The 16,560-nt window shown below is 55.5% G+C and carries 17 protein-coding genes and 3 pseudogenes; 10 read left to right on the top strand and 10 right to left on the bottom strand.

The window, feature by feature from the left end:
* Positions 1–103 precede the first annotated feature (103 nt).
* Positions 104–673, bottom strand: a pseudogene (gene rplI / locus ACZ1HM_RS18315) (50S ribosomal protein L9); the annotation flags it as partial.
* A 403-nt stretch (positions 674–1,076) separates the two neighbouring features.
* On the opposite strand from rplI, the gene ACZ1HM_RS18310 reads away from it, so the two are divergent.
* On the top strand, positions 1,077–1,514 hold the full coding sequence (locus tag ACZ1HM_RS18310; RefSeq protein ID WP_472744056.1) for a hypothetical protein: 438 nt from the start codon (positions 1,077–1,079) through the stop codon (positions 1,512–1,514).
* Positions 1,515–1,997: 483 nt separating this feature from the next.
* Here the strand turns inward: ACZ1HM_RS18310 and ACZ1HM_RS18305 are convergent, their stop codons facing one another.
* The 8 genes from ACZ1HM_RS18305 to ACZ1HM_RS18270 all read right to left on the bottom strand — a co-directional run bounded on the left by ACZ1HM_RS18305 (position 1,998) and on the right by ACZ1HM_RS18270 (position 7,554).
* Positions 1,998–2,543 carry a hypothetical protein gene (locus tag ACZ1HM_RS18305; protein WP_472744055.1) on the bottom strand — a complete coding sequence of 182 codons (546 nt, stop codon included), beginning with the start codon at positions 2,541–2,543 and terminating at the stop codon, positions 1,998–2,000.
* A 191-nt stretch (positions 2,544–2,734) separates the two neighbouring features.
* Complete coding sequence (locus ACZ1HM_RS18300; protein WP_472744054.1) at positions 2,735–3,571, bottom strand: hypothetical protein; 837 nt, start codon at positions 3,569–3,571, stop codon at positions 2,735–2,737.
* Between the two features lie 363 nt (positions 3,572–3,934).
* Entirely contained in the window at positions 3,935–4,444 is a 510-nt protein-coding gene (locus tag ACZ1HM_RS18295; RefSeq protein WP_472744053.1) for a hypothetical protein, read from the bottom strand.
* On the bottom strand, positions 4,437–4,661 hold the full coding sequence (locus ACZ1HM_RS18290; protein ID WP_472744052.1) for a transcriptional coactivator p15/PC4 family protein: 225 nt from the start codon (positions 4,659–4,661) through the stop codon (positions 4,437–4,439). The genes ACZ1HM_RS18295 and ACZ1HM_RS18290 overlap by 8 nt, the downstream gene beginning before the upstream one ends.
* Before the next feature lie 97 nt (positions 4,662–4,758).
* A complete protein-coding gene (locus tag ACZ1HM_RS18285; RefSeq protein WP_472744051.1) occupies positions 4,759–5,130 on the bottom strand; it encodes a hypothetical protein in 372 nt (123 codons plus the stop codon).
* Between the two features lie 121 nt (positions 5,131–5,251).
* Positions 5,252–5,533, bottom strand: a complete 282-nt coding sequence (locus tag ACZ1HM_RS18280) for a helix-turn-helix transcriptional regulator (protein WP_472744050.1) — start codon at positions 5,531–5,533, stop codon at positions 5,252–5,254.
* A gap of 81 nt (positions 5,534–5,614) precedes the next feature.
* A complete protein-coding gene (locus tag ACZ1HM_RS18275) occupies positions 5,615–6,382 on the bottom strand; it encodes a hypothetical protein (protein ID WP_472744049.1) in 768 nt (255 codons plus the stop codon).
* Complete coding sequence (locus ACZ1HM_RS18270) at positions 6,379–7,554, bottom strand: tyrosine-type recombinase/integrase (RefSeq protein ID WP_472744048.1); 1,176 nt, start codon at positions 7,552–7,554, stop codon at positions 6,379–6,381. The genes ACZ1HM_RS18275 and ACZ1HM_RS18270 overlap by 4 nt, the downstream gene beginning before the upstream one ends.
* 334 nt (positions 7,555–7,888) lie before the next feature.
* Here ACZ1HM_RS18270 and tmpA point away from each other — a divergent pair.
* Both tmpA and tmpB read left to right on the top strand, forming a co-directional pair.
* Positions 7,889–9,024: pseudogene (gene tmpA, locus ACZ1HM_RS18265) on the top strand (2-trimethylaminoethylphosphonate dioxygenase).
* Positions 9,024–9,611, top strand: coding sequence for a (R)-1-hydroxy-2-trimethylaminoethylphosphonate oxygenase (gene tmpB / locus ACZ1HM_RS18260; RefSeq protein ID WP_472744047.1), 588 nt, complete (start codon positions 9,024–9,026; stop codon positions 9,609–9,611). Before tmpA ends, tmpB begins: the two are co-directional and overlap by 1 nt.
* Positions 9,612–9,632: 21 nt before the next feature.
* Here the strand turns inward: tmpB and ACZ1HM_RS18255 are convergent, their stop codons facing one another.
* The gene (locus tag ACZ1HM_RS18255) at positions 9,633–10,415 is read right to left on the bottom strand and encodes a lysophospholipid acyltransferase family protein (RefSeq protein WP_472744046.1); all 783 of its coding nucleotides are present in this window, start codon (positions 10,413–10,415) and stop codon (positions 9,633–9,635) included.
* 360 nt (positions 10,416–10,775) lie between these two features.
* Here ACZ1HM_RS18255 and phnD point away from each other — a divergent pair, with 360 nt between their 5' ends.
* The 7 genes and pseudogenes from phnD (at position 10,776) to ACZ1HM_RS18220 (ending at position 16,501) form a co-directional block, all read left to right on the top strand.
* Complete coding sequence (gene phnD / locus ACZ1HM_RS18250) at positions 10,776–11,696, top strand: phosphate/phosphite/phosphonate ABC transporter substrate-binding protein (RefSeq protein ID WP_472744045.1); 921 nt, start codon at positions 10,776–10,778, stop codon at positions 11,694–11,696.
* A 121-nt stretch (positions 11,697–11,817) separates the two neighbouring features.
* Complete coding sequence (gene phnC / locus ACZ1HM_RS18245) at positions 11,818–12,624, top strand: phosphonate ABC transporter ATP-binding protein (protein ID WP_472744044.1); 807 nt, start codon at positions 11,818–11,820, stop codon at positions 12,622–12,624.
* Positions 12,621–13,430, top strand: coding sequence for a phosphonate ABC transporter, permease protein PhnE (gene phnE / locus ACZ1HM_RS18240; protein ID WP_472744043.1), 810 nt, complete (start codon positions 12,621–12,623; stop codon positions 13,428–13,430). Before phnC ends, phnE (ACZ1HM_RS18240) begins: the two co-directional genes overlap by 4 nt.
* A pseudogene (phnE, locus tag ACZ1HM_RS18235) lies at positions 13,430–14,230 on the top strand (phosphonate ABC transporter, permease protein PhnE); the annotation flags it as partial. The gene phnE (ACZ1HM_RS18240) and the pseudogene phnE (ACZ1HM_RS18235), both read left to right, overlap by 1 nt.
* A 12-nt stretch (positions 14,231–14,242) precedes the next feature.
* On the top strand, positions 14,243–15,145 hold the full coding sequence (locus ACZ1HM_RS18230; RefSeq protein ID WP_472744663.1) for an HAD-IIA family hydrolase: 903 nt from the start codon (positions 14,243–14,245) through the stop codon (positions 15,143–15,145).
* 78 nt (positions 15,146–15,223) lie between these two features.
* The gene (locus ACZ1HM_RS18225; protein WP_472744042.1) at positions 15,224–15,877 is read left to right on the top strand and encodes an HAD-IA family hydrolase; all 654 of its coding nucleotides are present in this window, start codon (positions 15,224–15,226) and stop codon (positions 15,875–15,877) included.
* Between the two features lie 57 nt (positions 15,878–15,934).
* On the top strand, positions 15,935–16,501 hold the full coding sequence (locus ACZ1HM_RS18220) for a helix-turn-helix domain-containing protein (RefSeq protein ID WP_472744041.1): 567 nt from the start codon (positions 15,935–15,937) through the stop codon (positions 16,499–16,501).
* Positions 16,502–16,560 lie beyond the last annotated feature (59 nt).

The following is a 16,560-nucleotide window of genomic DNA, read 5'->3' as shown; positions in this document are numbered from 1 at the left end:
ACGACGGTCTGTCGCTGCCATCTCTACTGACTGAGTTCATAGAAGGGGAGCTTTTGGAAGCGGCGAAACTCGCTTCAACTTGAGATCCATAGGTTGCTTCAAATTCTTCGACCGACACTACCGCCCATACATCATCAAGCATCTCTACTACTTCGATGCCAGCTCCTAATTCTTCCTCCGCCGCGAGCTCTTGGATGGATTTACCGGACGCCTGCAGTTCCGCTTCTTCTTCCGAGCGGGCGACGTTCAGCTGGATCGTAGCATCCACTTCAGGGTGCAGCACAACAGTCACGTCATGCAGGCCCAGCTCTTTAATCGGAGCGGATAGTACAACCTGCTTGCGGTCTACGGTGAAACCACCTGCTGTTGCCGCCTCAGCCGCGTCACGGGTGGTGACAGAGCCGTAGAGCGCGCCTGCGTCAGAGGCGGAGCGAAGCACGATGAACTGCTGACCGCCCAGTTTTTCGGCCATAGAAATGGCCTCTTTTTTGGTCTCCAGGTTCTGTGCTTCGAGCTGTGCCTTGCGGGCTTCAAACGCCTCAATAACCGCCTTGGAGGCAGAGAGCGCCTTGCCATGGGGCAGCAGGAAGTTTCGGGCGTAGCCGGGTTTCACGTCAACCACTTCGCCCATCTGACCAAGTCTTGCGACACGCTTGAGCAAAATCACTTGCATTTCTGGTAGCTTAACCTCGACAGTTCTGCAGCCCTACCTAACCATTGAATGTCAACGGACCAAAGTCAACGTGCGAAGGCTCTTTATTAGAAATAGTTACTAGGTGGTCAACAAAAAACCGCTTGTACATCAAGTCTGAGGTCTTACTTCCTCCTGCCGTGCTAGGGACGGTTAATTTCAAGGCCTGCTACACAGCCAGCCTAAAGTATAAGTCGAACTTAGTGAAAGCCACGGAGGTCACCTTGCAGAGAAAACCGTCTCTTGTTTTCTCAGATTTTGAATAGTTGCTCACCGAACGGCAACAGAGTGATACTACTGGAACCGCAACCAGCTTTTAGCTATCGACCTGAGAGGATCAAAGGGACATTGACGCGGAGCATCAAGAGCGTTGCAGGACGTTAGGATGGCGAGGCCCCCCAGCCTGCGCAAAGATTCTGCTAAAGTGGCGAGTAATTACATGATTTTCCGTACGCGCTTGAAAGAGAGCCTTTGGATGCGATTTTTATTGGCGGTTGAGCGGCTTGCGGTCTTAGGCGCTTCAATTGCCGCAATAATAACTCTTCTGCAGTACTATGGTGAGGCCGATCAACGCAGAGTGGTTCGAACTTCATCTCTGATTATAGCGCTAAATGTCTGTGAAGAGTATTTGGCCGGTGAACGCAAAGAACTCAAGGAACGTTTCTTCACGCTAGATGGGCAACGGGCAATCATCGACGTCGCAGCATCTCGATTAAGCTTCGAGTGCGGGCACATAGAAGCGCTTGCAAATGAAAAAACCCCAATCTTCCAAAGCCTCTTTGACAGGTGGGATGCTCTTCAGAGGACAAGAGGTCAAGACTAGAGGTGCATTGCACAAAACTGTACGAGGAACAAAAAGGCCTAGAATTCAACCCAGTTTTGTTTCTTCGCTTTTAACTCTAGGCTTGTCCTGTTTAGGAAACTTCTACCCCAGAGCATTGACGCCGACTTCAAATCTACAGAGTAGTTGCCTCGGCTGGTGCAACCTTGACGCAGAAGGGGGCCGCCCCCAAATTGAGGGCATGTTCAGAACAATTCTCTTCCTTGCCATATTGGCCGCCGCAGCTTCGACGTACGCGCCAGTGCCCATAACCTGGCCGCTTGTGGTGACGGTCGCATTGCTGGTGGGCTTTGGCCTGGCGACAGGCCGTATTCCCTTAAGGCCTCGCCATTAGCGCGTCGATGATCTCGCGCGTTTTGCCCGTGTACGGTTCACTGCCCGCTGTTTCCTTGGCAGCCAGGACCACTGCAACGTGATTTGTCAGTGTCACTAGTTTTCTTTGGGCTCTAGTTAGTTTTTTGCAGCTCATTTCAACTTGTTTTCGGCATCTCTTCTAAGTTCCAAAATGAGCTCAAGCATTTTTTCCCAGCCAACATGCTGCAATTCAACCGGCTTACCGTGCCAGGTTTGGTCTATCTCAATACCATTCCAAACAGTTGGTAAGTTCTGAAAGAAATTTCCCCGCGAGTTCTGCAAATGCCAGCGAAAATCATGTGAAATAGCATTCCTAAGGTGACGCATGAACGCGTAGCAATCGAAGTTCTTGAAAGCTTTTAGCTGCCCAGAACGTTCGACGTAGTTCAGAACGACTTCATAACTCTCTTTGATTGCAGAACGATACAGCATTAGTGTGTACTCTTTCAGAGCAATTTCGCGGTCCCTCTGCACTTCAAGCATGTCAGCTACCTGGTCGAAAGGAATTGTTTTTGATCCAATGCTCGCGTGACTTTCGCGGAGAACTTCCATACCTCGAGCGTCCATAAGTACTGGAACAGCTGCAAGACCGATTATTAGACTGTTCCTAGCGTTGGTCAGTTGGCTAAGCGCTTCTGCCTTGGTTCCATTTGTCAACTAGGCGTTCCTTCTTACGGTTGTCAGGTATCAGGAGGACTGCGTTTGCCCATATTTCTGTTTATCGTGACACAGAATTGGGTAGACAGCATTTAGGTCTGTTAGCCAGCTAAGTATTGTATTGAGGTTTAATGGATCAACCATAAAGATGAGTATGGAATGAGGTAAAGGGGTCATTCGCCCTTGTTTTCTCAAGTTATCGTCTTTGCGCTCCGGACTAGTGCGTTGACCGCCTTTCTGGACGCAACGGCCTGCTGAGACCTTGCGCCATGTTTCCAAGTTGGATGGCCAGGGCCGGGCAAATGCCCTCCGCCAGCGCCATGCATTCGACAAACAGTCCATCCGCGCACTGCCGGGTTTTTGCACGGTAGACCTGCGCGTTTAGAATGTGCAGTGCATCGCGGCGCTTCATGAGCCTTTTGCATGGGGTTATCGTCACTTTTCACGAGCAGCCTCCCCCTTTGGACGTTTCCAACGATGGCTTGGCCGCCGTTTTCAACGTTCACGTGCTGGACTGTGACAACCTGCTTGCCGCCGTTCCGGTGTTTACGGAGTTGCTCCATCTGTGCTGTGAAGGTGCGAGCAAGTTTGTTGTAGATTTTCTCATGCAGATCCGCCTGCTCGAGATAGTCAGCGCAAGCCAACTTTGCGGAGTGCCGCAGCATTGCAATGTGAGTTGCTGCCATCTGTGTTGCCAGCATCGCTTCGAGGCTGTCGCGCGGCGAAATACCATCAACAATTGCGATAGCATCAGATCCGTCTCCTTCCAGGCCTGCCTTTTGCCCAGACACGTTTAGACATCCACGCAGCATCGCATCAGAGAACTCGCGGCGGCTGTTCCCGAATAGCTCCTCCAATAGTGTTTCCGAGACAATCTGGACGTTTGCAACTCCGCCATCTGTGGCAACCACCTTGGGGAGCGGAAATCGCTTGATTTGATCATCCGTGACAGAGGTGGTTTTTTCAATGCCAGCTTGCATTGATATAGCTTGAACTTGCGTCCCGTTCTTAGGTCTCTTCAAACTCATTTCTGTTTCCTTTGTCCTGTTTCTTCTGCTCTCAACATGTTGGTCATCGGATGGTCCCGATGCGTTTGGCTGCAGCGATAGTTTCTGGGCGTGGACCTTGGGTCTTTCCCCCTTTCTCAGCATCTCCGACATCGGCTCCACGCGCCGAAGAAATCGGTTGGACGTTTTCGCCTGAAAAGCGCGCCGTCTCGTCTAGTTCTTTTCTCGTGTTAGTCTCGTCTACGTCTCGTCTCGTCTTCGTCTCGTGTGCCCCCACGGTGTCGGCAGGGTGTAGGCACGGTGCCTCCATGAAGTGCTGCAGAGAGGGCATGAGAGCGCAAATTTCGGCCTTCACAGCCCGATTTTGCCCCTGCATTTGGTCGCTCAAAGCCTGATGGAAATCTTCTTCAAAGTTCTGGCGCATGGTGGCGAGAAACGGTGAGAAGACACCCCGGAGCTTTTCCCATTCGGTGCTGTCGGGCCTCCACCTTTGGGACCGCTTGATAGACCGACGGTGAACTCAGCCGAAGATGAGAGGAGCATTTCACTGGGCGCATCGATGACCAAAAAGTCGGCTGCAAGCGAGGCCATCCGGCTCGCATTCTCTGGCGCGTTCTTCTTCATGAACCACCCGGCAATGCGCAGAAATTCATCGTCTTCGTTGAATTCGATGAGGCCAACGGTGACCATCTGTTCAATCGCTTTTTCGAGGTCGGAGCGGGTGAGGTCAGCATCATCCGCCCAAACAGCCTTGGGATACCGGAACAATCCGGTAAACCCGCCCAAGGGTGTGAGATGGGCGCACAAATACGCCCACCTTTGCTGGTGGTTGAGTTGCCGGATTTTCTTTGAATGCGGCAAGGTTGCTTCGATTTGAGCGAAGGTTTTACTCATTGCCCGGCACCTCCGTGAGGCTGCTGAGGGCCTGAACTACCTCAAGCAGAAGGGCCGCGCGGAACGCGACCCCCTGTTTCCCTGGACGCATCTCACCACCGCCCGCGTCGAAGAACACCCGGACATTGACTAGGTCATAACCATTGAATTCATTGCGGGAAAAGCGGATGGTCCCGCGCTTGTTTTTGCGGATTTCGACGGTTTGAGGCCCCATCATGCGGCCTCCCCGAAGTACAAATTCGCAATCAGCTTTGCTTGTGTCTGGCTGAGCCCGAAACGGCGCATAAGATGGGCAATTTGAAGAGAGCGGGTCATTATGCGTCCTCTCCATCAATGCGTGTCACCTTGCTGTCGAGAGTGTAGACGCCGTAACGATCACGGCCTGTCTCAGGGTCCTGTTTGTACAGGGTGCAGGTGATCGCCACGCCATGGTCACGCCGCAGGGGCAGGACATTATCTGACAGGCGGCAATAACTGGCAGCCAAAACAGGCGATTGCATCAGCCCTTCGAGAACTTGGCGCTTACGCCGCGATACGGTGATGATCCGTGATTGCTCGCCAGGGGTTTCCACACGGTATTTTGCAGGCTTTGCTGCATCTGGCAGGTCAGCCCACCGATAAATGCGTTTGGTATTGTGAGGCGGTTTTTCGCCAGGTTCTGCAGTGATTGTGGTGCTGTGGGTCATCGTCTCAAACTCCTATGTTGAGATTGAGGCTCAAACGGGCTATCTTTCTTTTGTCCGCCAAGACATGTCGAAAGACGCACCCCCTCGTTCGAACCTCGTAGGTTTAGCGGGGGGGTTGTCTTTAGGCGGCCTGTTCAACGAGATTGTCTGCAAGCCATTTGTCCAGGTCGGAACGGCGGTAGATAATGCAGCCCGCCACTTTTGCAAAAGGCGGACCTTTACCAGCATTAATCCTCATGCGCAGCTTCGCGAGATGGGACAGACTTAAGCCAGAGTATGCAGAAGCAACGGGTGGACGCATGTTTGGCGGCCATTCTGATACCATTGGATCAGATTTGTTCGGTTCATATGCTGCAGGTGGATTGCACAGTTCTGTGCAGCTCTGTTCGAGTGTCTCAGACATTTTCGCACGTTCCTAAAGTTTCATATGTGCGACAAATATCAAGGGCATCATGGGACAGTGGCCCGCACTGTCCCATTTTTCTCAGGTGACCTTTTTTCTCCGATTGTATGTCTTGACCAATGAGCTGTACTTCATGGTCAGCCCAAGACTCTTAATGGTGTTTCTGGCGGCATCAGTCTTTTTTTGTCCCTCGCCAATTCGACGCTCCATTTCAGCGAGAGGCCTGGCAAGTCGGGCAGCTTGGCCCTTCGCCCTTTGATTACCAGCATCAGACGCACCTGACTTAACCTTCCTCCCTCGCATTGCATCTGCTTCGGAGGAGTATTTGGCCTCAAACTGAACCATTAACCCAGCTAGATGCATGCCTAAGCTGAAAGCGCGCCATACTTCTTCCTGTGTCTTATTGTCGGAAGCCTGCACGCGCAGTTCCAGAGCATCATATTTTGCAAGGACCAGAGCGAAAGTTGAGGCGTACCAAAGCACAGAATGATCTTCGTCTGGGCAGTGAAGCATCGCCGCCAAGCGGAAGCCATTGTCCATGCTTCCCTGAAGATAGTCATGACCTCTTTCTGCAGCTTCATGCCAATCCATTGGCCGGAATTTCCCATTAATGTCTATCAGCAGAAACGGATCTGGGAGACCGAGGCTGGAATAAATATGCCTACTCCACTTCTCGGCGGTTTGACGAACATCTTCCAGAACTGGACCGGACATCACCTTCATTCCGCTTGGAACAGGCTGGCCGGTTAAGAATTTTTCGCGTGTCGGACCGTCCATCAATACGGGTTCACGCTCGTAGGCCGTTAGTCCTGAACCGACCCTAACAGTTTCGGGTTTCTTCGAGCTCACGCCTGGCTCCTCTTACCGATGGATTTAGCGCATTCGCCACTGCAGAACTTGCCCCAGGCTTCCATCAGTAGGGCGCGCCTTTCAAAGAGGTTGGATCGGGCATATGACCTGGCGGTATCACTCCCAACGGCGTGGCTCAGACAGGCTTCTGCCACTTCCCACTCCGCCTTTGCGCTTTCACTGGCCCAATCTCGAAAAGCACTCCTAAAGCCGTGAACCGTGAACCCCTCGCACTTCATGCGGATCAACAAGGCTCTGATCGCTGCGTCACTTTGCTCTCTTTCAAACTGAGAATTGCCCATGCTCGGGAATACCAAGTCCTGCCCAAGGCCATTCACCTTTGTCAGCACGCCCTGAGCGGCCTCGGACAAAGGGACGTGGTGTTCGATACCCCTCTTCATCCTTTGTGCGGGGACACACCAGCGGTGCCCGCTGATCTCCGGCCATTTTGCTCCGCGAGCCTCGCCCGACCTCGAGGCGGTTAAGATGATGAACTCAAGGGTGCGTGCGGAAACACCCTCGCGTTCAGCCAGCTGCACCATCAACTGTGGCACTTTTTGCCAGGGCATCGCCGAATGATGTTTAACCTGCGGCCTAAAATTAGGAAGTGCTTTCTGGATGCCGTTGATTGGGTTCTCGTGAAGGAAATGGCCTGCGCCTTTCGCCCAGTCAAAGACGGTCGCTAGTCGCTGCTTGAGCCTTTTGGCAGTCTCATGCTTCTCCACCCAGATTGGTGATAGGATCTTTAGGCAGTCTGCAGTCCGAATTGTTTCTATCGGCCTCTCACCGATTTCTGGATTGGCGTAAGTCTTGACGGTGGATAACCATCCGTCTGCATGCTTTTTGTTGCGCCATGTAGGGAGCAAGCTTTGATGCACTCGGTCAGCCGCTTGAGCAAACGTGAGCTTCTCTTTCCGCCTCTCAACGCGAGGGTCTCCACCGGCGCGAGCTATTTTCCTGATTTCTCGCGCCTGATCCCTTGCTTCTTCCAGGCTGGTGTAACTTGCTCCACCCAGACCGATGTCAGTTTGCTTGCCGTGAATTGTGACCCGGCAAATGTAATACTTCCCGCCGTTCTTGGGGATCACGAGGTAAAGGCAATTTCCGTCAGAGTACCGCCCTGGATTGCTGAGCTTTGCAACCTTCGCAACTGTCAGGCCCGATTTAGCCATCCTACCATATTCCCTACCATGAATATCTATCTATAGCATGGAACATCGAGGAAAGAACAGGCAAGGGGCTAAGGGTTTTTCTATATTTTTATGGAACTATGGTCCATCAGCTGAAATCTGCATGAATAGGGGTTTGGCGGTTCCTCGGTCCGCCACTTTCCTCTCACCCCATCGATAGAAAACTGCCTTGCGACCTGCCCGCGTTTTTGGGTCTGCCGGGCCGTGATTTGTCGCGAAAAACACATCGCTTGGGCGTTTGTTTGTGCTTTAGTGCTTTTTGCAAGCAGCAGGCCCGTGCTGCATCGGCGCGGGTTTTGAGACAAGGAGACTGGCCATGGACACGACACTAAACGCCGATGGAACGGTTCTGACGCTTCGGTCCGCTGAACAGACGCTCCGGTTTCACGCGATGTGGCTGCGCGACAATGCGCAAGATCCTGAGACGCGCGCGGTTGCTAACGGGCAACGTTTGATTGCGCTGCGCGACATCCCGGCAGACACGCACATCAATGCCGCCGTGATCGATGCGAAGGGTTTGCATGTGACCTTTGAGCCCGAAGGCAAGCAGGTGACCTTCGATCCCAAGTGGTTGCGTGCCAACGCCTATGACGTCGATGCCCCCACCGAAAAGGGATGGGTGGGCGATGACATTGCGTTATGGGACGGCACGCTGGGGGCTGGCGTGCCGGTGGCGCAGTTTGCGGATCTGGGCACAAAACCCGAAGTTCTTGCGACATGGCTGGATGAGGTCACGCTGCACGGGTTTGGCAAGGTCGAAGGCGGGCCCATCCAAGAGGGCGCGCTGTTCAAGCTGGTCGATCTTTTCGGCTACGTCCGTGAGACAAATTACGGCAAGCACTTTGAGGTGCGTACAGAAGTAAACCCAACGAACCTGGCCTATACAGGCTTGGGATTGCAGGCCCATACCGACAACCCTTACCGTGACCCGGTGCCCACTGTTCAAGTGCTCTATTGCCTGGAAAGCTCGGCTGCGGGGGTGAGAATATGGTGGTGGACGGGTTTGCCTGCGCGCGCCGTTTGCAGGCCGAAAACCCTGCTTATTTCGACGTGCTCAGCACTTATTGCGCGCGGTTTGAATATGCGGGCGAAGCGGGGGTGCATCTGACGTCGCGGCGTCCGTTAATTGAATTAGCGCCAGACGGCGAACTGATGGCGGTGCGCATCAACAACCGGTCACTGGCGGCAGTGACGGATGTGCCTTTTGACAAGATGGCGCTGTGGTATGCGGCCTATCGGAGGCTTGCCGAGATCATTGATGATCCTGCGATGGAGGTGGTGTTCCGTCTGAACCCTGGCGAAGCCTTTGTGGTGGATAACACCCGTGTGCTTCATGCGCGCAAGGCCTATTCAGGGGCTGGCACGCGGTGGCTGCAGGGGTGTTATGCGGACAAGGATGGGCTGCGATCCACACGTGATGCGTTACGAAAGAAACAGCCGGAGGCGGTGTGATGAGTGCAGCAGCAAAGGATCTGACGGCGGAGACGATCGTCGATTTCCTCGCGTCGATTTTTGAGCGTCGCGGATCAGAAGAATACCTGGGCGAGCCGGTGACGATGGGAGAGCACATGCTGCAGGGGGCGACCCTGGCAGAGCAAAACAACCAGTCGGATGAGATCGTGGTGGCGGCCCTTTTGCATGATATCGGTCACTTTACGTCAGAGTTCGGGACTTTTGCGATGGAGGATACCGAAGACCGCCATCACGAAGACGCAGGGGCGGAAGTGCTTGAGCGGTTCTTTCCAACTGTGGTGACGGATTGCTGCCGGTATCACGTCGCGGCCAAGCGGTATCTTTGCGCGACAAAGCCGTCCTATTTCGACAGGTTGTCTGAGGCCTCCGTGCATTCGCTGAAACTGCAAGGCGGGCCGATGAGCGCGCAGGAGGTGGCAGCGTTTGAGCTAAACCCGAACCTTAGCCAGATCATCGCGGTGAGGTATCTGGATGAGGCGGCCAAGATCGCAGGGATGAAGACACCAGATTTCAGCCATTTCGCGCCAAAGGTTCAGCGGCTGGTGGACGCGCACCTGGGGTCTTGAACCCAAGGTGATGCGGCGCATTCAGTCCTGCGCGCCTTGCTCAAAAGCAGCCATCATGGCGCTGCGCAAGCGGGCCACGTCTTCGTCTATTGAGACGCTGTGATCACAGTGAAACGACGGCAGCACCGTCACCGGGATTGTGCCGCTTTTGGGCAGGTGTTTGCCACGCGGCAGCAAGCGATCTGAGGCGTGAATGACGATGGGTCTGATCGTCCGGCCTGTGGTGCGCGCGACCATCACTGCGCCCGCTTTAAACGGGCCCAAGCTTTCGGACTTTGTGCGCGTGCCTTCGGGGAACAACACGACAGAGCACCGCGCCGGCATGGCGTTTACCGCATCGGTCAGTGTTTCAAGCGCAACCGTGCCGCTTTTGCGGTCAATCTCTACCAAACCGGCCCCTTTGAACCCGTTGCGCAAAAGGGCCGCATCACAAAGTTCCTTTTTGGCTGCGAAGGTGATCCACTTTTCATCGGGCATCAAGTCCATCAGGGCAAAGCCATCCAGATGGCTTCGGTGGTTGATGACGATGATGCTGTCGGTATCAGACGCCAGGGTGGCACGGTCTGCTTGGGACATTTCCGGGCGAATGCTGAGCAACCACATCAGTCGCGAACAGGCCCGTTTGACGAGCCGCCAGTACCATCCGCGAAAGCCGGGGCGCTTGCGGCAGAGCAAGGGAATGAAGGCCACAAAGATGAAATAGACAGGCCCAAGGATGAACAACGCCCCCAGTTTGAGGACGCGCAGGCCAGACGGCGCTTTGGCCGCCGGTGCGGCCTTTTCGTGTGATGGATGCCGTGACATGAATCCCCGTCGCGCATGCTACCTGCCGGGGGATGGTCACAAGGGCGCGTGCCCTTTGGGCGCTTGGCCCGACAAGCCGGAGCGCCCCGTCTCTATGGGCTAAGGGCCGGGGCACTTCAACAAAAACTGTGCATCCGCGCCTGCCAAAAGCCCCGGCAATGTAATCCCGCTGGTTGATTCTTAGCTGTAGCGATAGGCCGATTGAAAGGCCGCAGGGGGCAGATTGCCTTTGCAGGCTTGCTTTGCCAGCCTTTGCATACGGCCGCGAATTGTAAGCGCTTATCAGAAAAGTTGCTCTGCATCGGCGAAAGTGCAATCTTTCAAATCATAAGAGAAGAGAATACTTGGGAGGACTTTAGAATGAAATTTACCAACGCCTTATCAGGAGCCGCATTTTCGCTGCTTTTGGCTGCTGCACCTGCTTTTGCGCAATCTGGGGAAGATTGCCACCGCGGCACATTGGATGTGGCTTATTGTGACAGGAACCTCGATCAGCTGGCTGACCTGCCAACGGACCCCGCCGATTGGGTTGATCCGTCCACGATCATTTTCACCTACACGCCGGTCGAAGACCCTGCCGTTTACGCCAGTATCTGGGACGGTTTTGTGAACCACATGGCTGAGGTAACGGGCAAAGATGTGGTGTTCTTTCCGGTGCAATCCAACGCCGCTCAGCTAGAGGCGATGCGCTCTGGTCGTTTGCATGTGGCAGGCTTTAACACAGGCTCAAACCCGATTGCGGTGAGCTGCGCGGGTTTCGTGCCCTTTGGCATGATGGCCTATGATGATGGGTCTTTCGGCTATGAGATGGAGATCATCGTTCCCGCTGATTCCGAGATCACCTCGCCTGAGCAGATTGAGGGCCGCACGATGGCTTTTACCTCGCCCACGTCTAACTCTGGTTTCAAGGCGCCTTCGGCGATCCTGAAAGGTGAATTCGGGCTGATCGCAGAAGAGAATTTCACACCGACCTATTCAGGCAAGCACGATAACTCCATCCTGGGTGTCTACAACGGCGACTACGAAGTCGCAGCGATTGCCAACTCCGTTTTGCAGCGGATGATGCGGCGCGGGGTGATCGAAGAGGGCAAGATCAGAACGATCTATAAATCCCAGACCTTCCCGACTACGGGCTATGGGCATGCGCATAACCTGCACCCTGAGCTGGTGGCCAAGATCAAAACGGCGTTCTGGACCTACGAATGGGACGAGAATTTCAAAAGGAATTCTCAAAAGCGGATCGCTTTGTCGGCATTGAGCACAAGTATGATTGGGCGGTAATCCGTCAGATCGACGCGGCCAATGGCGTGTCCTACGACTGTAAGTAATCGGTCAACACCTACAAAGGCCCGCCCATTTTGGCGGGCCTTTCGACAGTTATTTCCTCAAAAGAAAGACGCTCATGCTGCGCCTTGAAAACCTGTCCAAGCGCTACAAGACCGGCGACTTGGCTTTGAACGATGTGTCGTTGGACATCCCCGATGGGCAACTGGTGGCGTTGATTGGGCCATCGGGGGCAGGGAAATCCACGTTGATCCGATGTGTGAACCGGCTGGTCGATGCCACGTCGGGCAAGATATATCTGGGCGACCGCGAAATCACCGGCCTGTCTAAAACAGAGCTGCGCCGCGCGCGTCGGCGGATGGGGATGATTTTTCAAGAATATGCCTTGGTTGAACGCCTGACGGTGATGGAGAACGTGCTGTCGGGGCGTCTGGGCTATGTGAATTTTTGGCAAAGCCTGTTCCGCAAATTTCCCAAGGACAGCGTGCGCGAAGCGTACCGGCTGCTGGACCGTGTCGGTTTGATGCATATGGCGGACAAACGGGCGGATGAACTTTCCGGCGGGCAACGCCAGCGCGTTGGCATCTGCCGCGCCCTGATCCAGGATCCTGAGCTGTTGCTGGTGGATGAACCCACGGCAAGCCTTGATCCCAAAACCTCGCGGCAGATCATGCGCCTGATCAAAGAGCTGTGCGAGGAACGCGGCCTGGCCGCGATCATCAACATTCACGATGTGGCCTTGGCGCAGATGTTTTCGCAGCGGGTCGTTGGCCTCAAACTTGGTGAGATCGTCTATGACGGTGCGCCGGATGGGCTGAAGCCTGACGTTTTGACTGAGATCTACGGCGAAGAAGACTGGGAAGCCACGATCGAGGACAAAGAGGTCAAAGAAGAGATCATCAGCGGTGACGGGCACGCGGCATGAGTGACGCATCCCCTTCATACGCGGATCATTGGAAGAAACCGCCTTTCATCAAATCATCGCTGCTGCGCTACCTGATCTATCTTGGCGCGCTGACCTATTTCTTCCTGGCCATCTACACGATGGAGGTGAATTGGACCCGCGTTGCCGAAGGCATTCCGCGCGGCGCTGAGATGCTGAGCAAGTTCTTTCCACCAGACCTAAGCGACAGTCGCGGTGTGATCCTGGACGGCATCCTGGAAAGCATCTGGATGGCCATCATCTCCACCATTGGGGGCATCCTGTTGTCGGTGCCCATCGGTCTGGGTGCTGCGCGCAATCTGGCGCCCACGTGGATGTATCTTTTCTGTCGTGGGATCATTGCCGTATCGCGCACCTTTCCCGAAGTGATCCTGGCGATTTTCGCGGTGAAGTTTTTTGGCTTTGGCCCCTTTGCCGGTTTCATTGCGCTGTCCATCGGCACCATCGGCTTTTTTGCCAAGCTGTTGGCCGAGGACATCGAAAACATGAACCGGTCGCAGGCCGAAGCGGTGCGCGCGACGGGGGCGTCCTGGTTGCAGTGGGTGAACTACGCAATCCAGCCTCAGGTCTTGCCGCGCATGATTGGGCTGTCGCTCTACCGGCTCGACATCAATTTCCGTGAAAGCGCGGTGGTGGGGATTGTGGGTGCCGGTGGGATCGGTGCGCATCTGCTGACCTCCGTGCAGCGGTATGAATATGCCACCACAGCGACAATCCTGTTTTCCATCATCGCGATTGTGATCACGCTGGAATACACCTCAGGCTATCTCAGAAAGTGGGTGCAGTAATGCCGTTGATTGAGACAAACGAGGGGCCGATTTGGCGCAAACGTACCCCCCTGAAGCAATGGCTGATCTGGGGGGGCTGGCTGATCGGGGTGTGTATCGCGGTATATGCCTGGCAGCTGATATCAGAGAAAACGATCTGGATGTTCGTGTGGGATGCCCCGCGGCAGATTTCGGACATTGTGGGGCGCATGGTGCCACCGGACACAGGATACCTGTCGCAGCTTTGGCGCCCTGTTTGGGATACGCTTAACATCGCGACCATCGGCACGGCCATTGCCATGGTCCTGGCTGTTCCCATTGCCTTTCTGGCCGCCCATAACACCACGCCGCATAAATCGGTGCGGGCCGTGATGTTGCTGATCATTGTGGGCACACGTTCGGTAAACTCACTGATCTGGGCGTTGCTGCTGGTTGTTATTGTGGGGCCCGGCGTTTTAGCTGGAACGCTGGCCATTGGTATCCGGTCCATCGGCGGCTGTGCTAAGCTCATCTACGAATCCATCGAAGAGATTGATCACAAGCAGGTCGAAGCGATTGAGGCCACTGGCGGGTCACGGGCGCAGCAGATGGTCTATGGGATCATCCCGCAAATCCTGCCCACCATCGCGGGTGTGGGTGTCTTTCGCTGGGACATCAATGTGCGCGGTTCAACAATTCTGGGCATCGTGGGGGCCGGCGGGATCGGGGTGCAGCTGAATGCCTCCATCAACGTGCTGGCCTGGACCCAGGTTTCAACGATCTTGTTGGTCATCTTGGGCACGGTTTTCATCTCAGAATACATCTCGGCAAAGGTCCGGGGGCCATCATCTAGCATGACCCAGCGAGATGCCGCATGGGCCGTGCAGCAATATGAGGCTGTGCGCGCGCTTTTGCCTAAAGGGCACATGCCAGCAGACTATCAGCGTGCCGCCAATCTGGGGGACATTGCGGATGCCTTTGACGTGTTCTTGCTGGATGCCTTTGGGGTGCTGAACGTCGGCAATTCCGCAATTGTGGGTGCCACTGACCGGGTGAAGATGTTGCAAGACATGGGCAAGCGGGTGCTGGTCCTAACAAATGGCGCCACCTACCCGGCCGAGGCCGCGCTGCGCAAGTTCACCGACTTTGGCTTTCACTTTGAGCTGAATGATATCGTGTCCAGCCGCGATGCCCTATCGGCGGCCCTGTCCAAGTGCGGCGATGCGGGCACATGGGGGGTGATGGCCGGGCCAGCCTCTGCCGTTGACATGCTGGGCGTTGCTTGGCACGCGCTGGGAGATGAGGCCGCAGCCTATGACCAGGCCTGCGGGTTTTTGCTGTTGTCGTCGGGGCAATGGTCTGACAGCAGGCAGGCGCTGTTACGCGCAAGCCTTTTGCGCCATCCGCGCCCCGTACTTGTGGGAAACCCCGACATTGTGGCCCCGCGCGAAGACGGGTTCAGCCTGGAGCCGGGGCATTATGCCTATCAGCTTGCCCGCACGCTCGGCATTGAACTGGGTCTTTTCGGCAAGCCCTTTGCAAACATATTTGAGCAAGCCTTTGACCGTCTGCCCGCCGTTGATCTGGGCCGGGTTGCGATGGTTGGTGATACGCTGCACACCGACGTTTTGGGCGGCGCGGCATATGGCGTGCAAACGGTGTTGGTGACAGACCACGGGCTATTTGCAGGCCAAGACCACGCCGCATTCATCGCGCAAACCGGGATCGTGCCGCACTACGTTATTCCGGGCATCTAAAGCGAAAGAGACAGACATGCAGTTTACCACCAGCGCCAACAGGCCACAAAAGCCCCATGATGTGGAAAGGGCAGGCCGATGAGCGCACGCATCCTCTTTGATCTGGACGGCACGTTGATCGACAGCGCGCCCGACATTCAGAACATCGCCAATGCCGCACTGGCGCAGGTCGGTGCGGCCCCGATTTCGCTGCAAGAGACGCATACATTTATCGGTGAGGGGGTTGAGGCCTTTGTGCGCAAGATGCGGCAGGCACGCGACCTGTCTGAGACGCATCAGGAGACGCTGCTGCAGGAAATCGTCGCGCGCTATGACAGCGCGGTCACGCATACGGTCATGTATCCGGGGGTGGCAGATGCTCTTGCCAGCCTGCATCAAAGCCATGCTTTGGGCATCTGCACCAACAAGCTGCTGAGGCCCGCGGTGGCGGTGCTGGAACATCTCAAGATAGACCATCACTTTGCCACCATATGGGGCGGCGACAACCCCCTTGCCCGCAAACCAGATCCGGCCCCATTGCGCGCGGCATTTGCTGAGCTGGGTCAGGGGCCGTGCATCTATGTCGGGGACAGTGAGGTTGATGCAGAGACAGCGCAGCGGGCGGATGTGCCCTTTGTCTTGTTCACGAGAGGATACCGCAAGTCCCCGGTGGAGAGCATTCCGCATACTGCCCGCCTGGATGACTTCAGCGCACTGCCAGAGGTGATTGAGCAGATACTGCGTGCGCATTGACGCGTGGCCAGTTGGTGGTGCGCTTGCGCATGGCCGTAATTTGCGTAGTTTTCCGCTATGACGGATGATGACAACGATATTCTGAACGCCCTCCCGGCCCGCCTGAAAGAGGCGCGCAAATCGCAAGGGCTGTCACTTGATGCGGTGGCCAACTTCAGCGGGGTTTCCCGCTCCATGGTCAGCCAGATTGAGCGTGGTGAAAGCAGCCCGACGATAGCAACATTGTGGAACCTGACGCGGGCGCTGAACGTCGATTTTGCGGGGTTGCTGGATCAGGGCGATCAGGATGACCGCATTGACGTGCTGCGCGCCGCAGACGTGCCTGCCATCGAAAAGCATGGCACGGGCTGCCGGATCACAATTCTGTCTCCGCCAGAGGATGCGGGCGGGCATGAGGTGTATGACATTGCTTTTGACGCAGGCGGTGCCTTGACCAGCCAGCCCCACGCGCGGGGCGCGCAAGAACAGCTGACGGTTCTGGAAGGGGCGGTTGAGGTGACCTCAGGGGCGGCGGTTGAGGTGCTGAATGCAGGCGATACCGCGCGGTACGCTGCCGATGTAGCCCATGCGATTGCAGCGCAGGCAGGTGCTGCGCGGGTGTTCCTGATTGTGAAAAGCGCATAGAACCAGTGTAGCGGATGAATATCCGGTATAGTGGATTTCTGTATTGCGGATGAATTTCC

The sequence above is a fragment of the Sulfitobacter sp. GN1-4 genome, assembly GCF_055693825.1.
The sequence above is the reverse complement of the archived record's forward strand: the minus strand, read 5'-3'. Positions and strand labels throughout refer to the sequence as shown.

Coding starts and splice junctions, on each gene's coding strand:
- phnE (WP_472744043.1), top strand. CDS start 12,621: ATGAGTGACGCATCCCCTTCATACGCGGATCATTGGAAGAAACCGCCT.
- ACZ1HM_RS18310 (WP_472744056.1), top strand. CDS start 1,077: ATGGCGAGGCCCCCCAGCCTGCGCAAAGATTCTGCTAAAGTGGCGAGT.
- tmpB (WP_472744047.1), top strand. CDS start 9,024: ATGAGTGCAGCAGCAAAGGATCTGACGGCGGAGACGATCGTCGATTTC.
- ACZ1HM_RS18290 (WP_472744052.1), bottom strand. CDS start 4,661: ATGATGGGGCCTCAAACCGTCGAAATCCGCAAAAACAAGCGCGGGACC.
- ACZ1HM_RS18255 (WP_472744046.1), bottom strand. CDS start 10,415: ATGTCACGGCATCCATCACACGAAAAGGCCGCACCGGCGGCCAAAGCG.
- ACZ1HM_RS18280 (WP_472744050.1), bottom strand. CDS start 5,533: ATGTCTGAGACACTCGAACAGAGCTGCACAGAACTGTGCAATCCACCT.
- ACZ1HM_RS18295 (WP_472744053.1), bottom strand. CDS start 4,444: ATGAGTAAAACCTTCGCTCAAATCGAAGCAACCTTGCCGCATTCAAAG.
- ACZ1HM_RS18225 (WP_472744042.1), top strand. CDS start 15,224: ATGAGCGCACGCATCCTCTTTGATCTGGACGGCACGTTGATCGACAGC.
- phnC (WP_472744044.1), top strand. CDS start 11,818: ATGCTGCGCCTTGAAAACCTGTCCAAGCGCTACAAGACCGGCGACTTG.
- phnD (WP_472744045.1), top strand. CDS start 10,776: ATGAAATTTACCAACGCCTTATCAGGAGCCGCATTTTCGCTGCTTTTG.
- ACZ1HM_RS18270 (WP_472744048.1), bottom strand. CDS start 7,554: ATGGCTAAATCGGGCCTGACAGTTGCGAAGGTTGCAAAGCTCAGCAAT.
- ACZ1HM_RS18285 (WP_472744051.1), bottom strand. CDS start 5,130: ATGACCCACAGCACCACAATCACTGCAGAACCTGGCGAAAAACCGCCT.
- ACZ1HM_RS18220 (WP_472744041.1), top strand. CDS start 15,935: ATGACGGATGATGACAACGATATTCTGAACGCCCTCCCGGCCCGCCTG.
- ACZ1HM_RS18230 (WP_472744663.1), top strand. CDS start 14,243: ATGACCCAGCGAGATGCCGCATGGGCCGTGCAGCAATATGAGGCTGTG.
- ACZ1HM_RS18300 (WP_472744054.1), bottom strand. CDS start 3,571: ATGAGTTTGAAGAGACCTAAGAACGGGACGCAAGTTCAAGCTATATCA.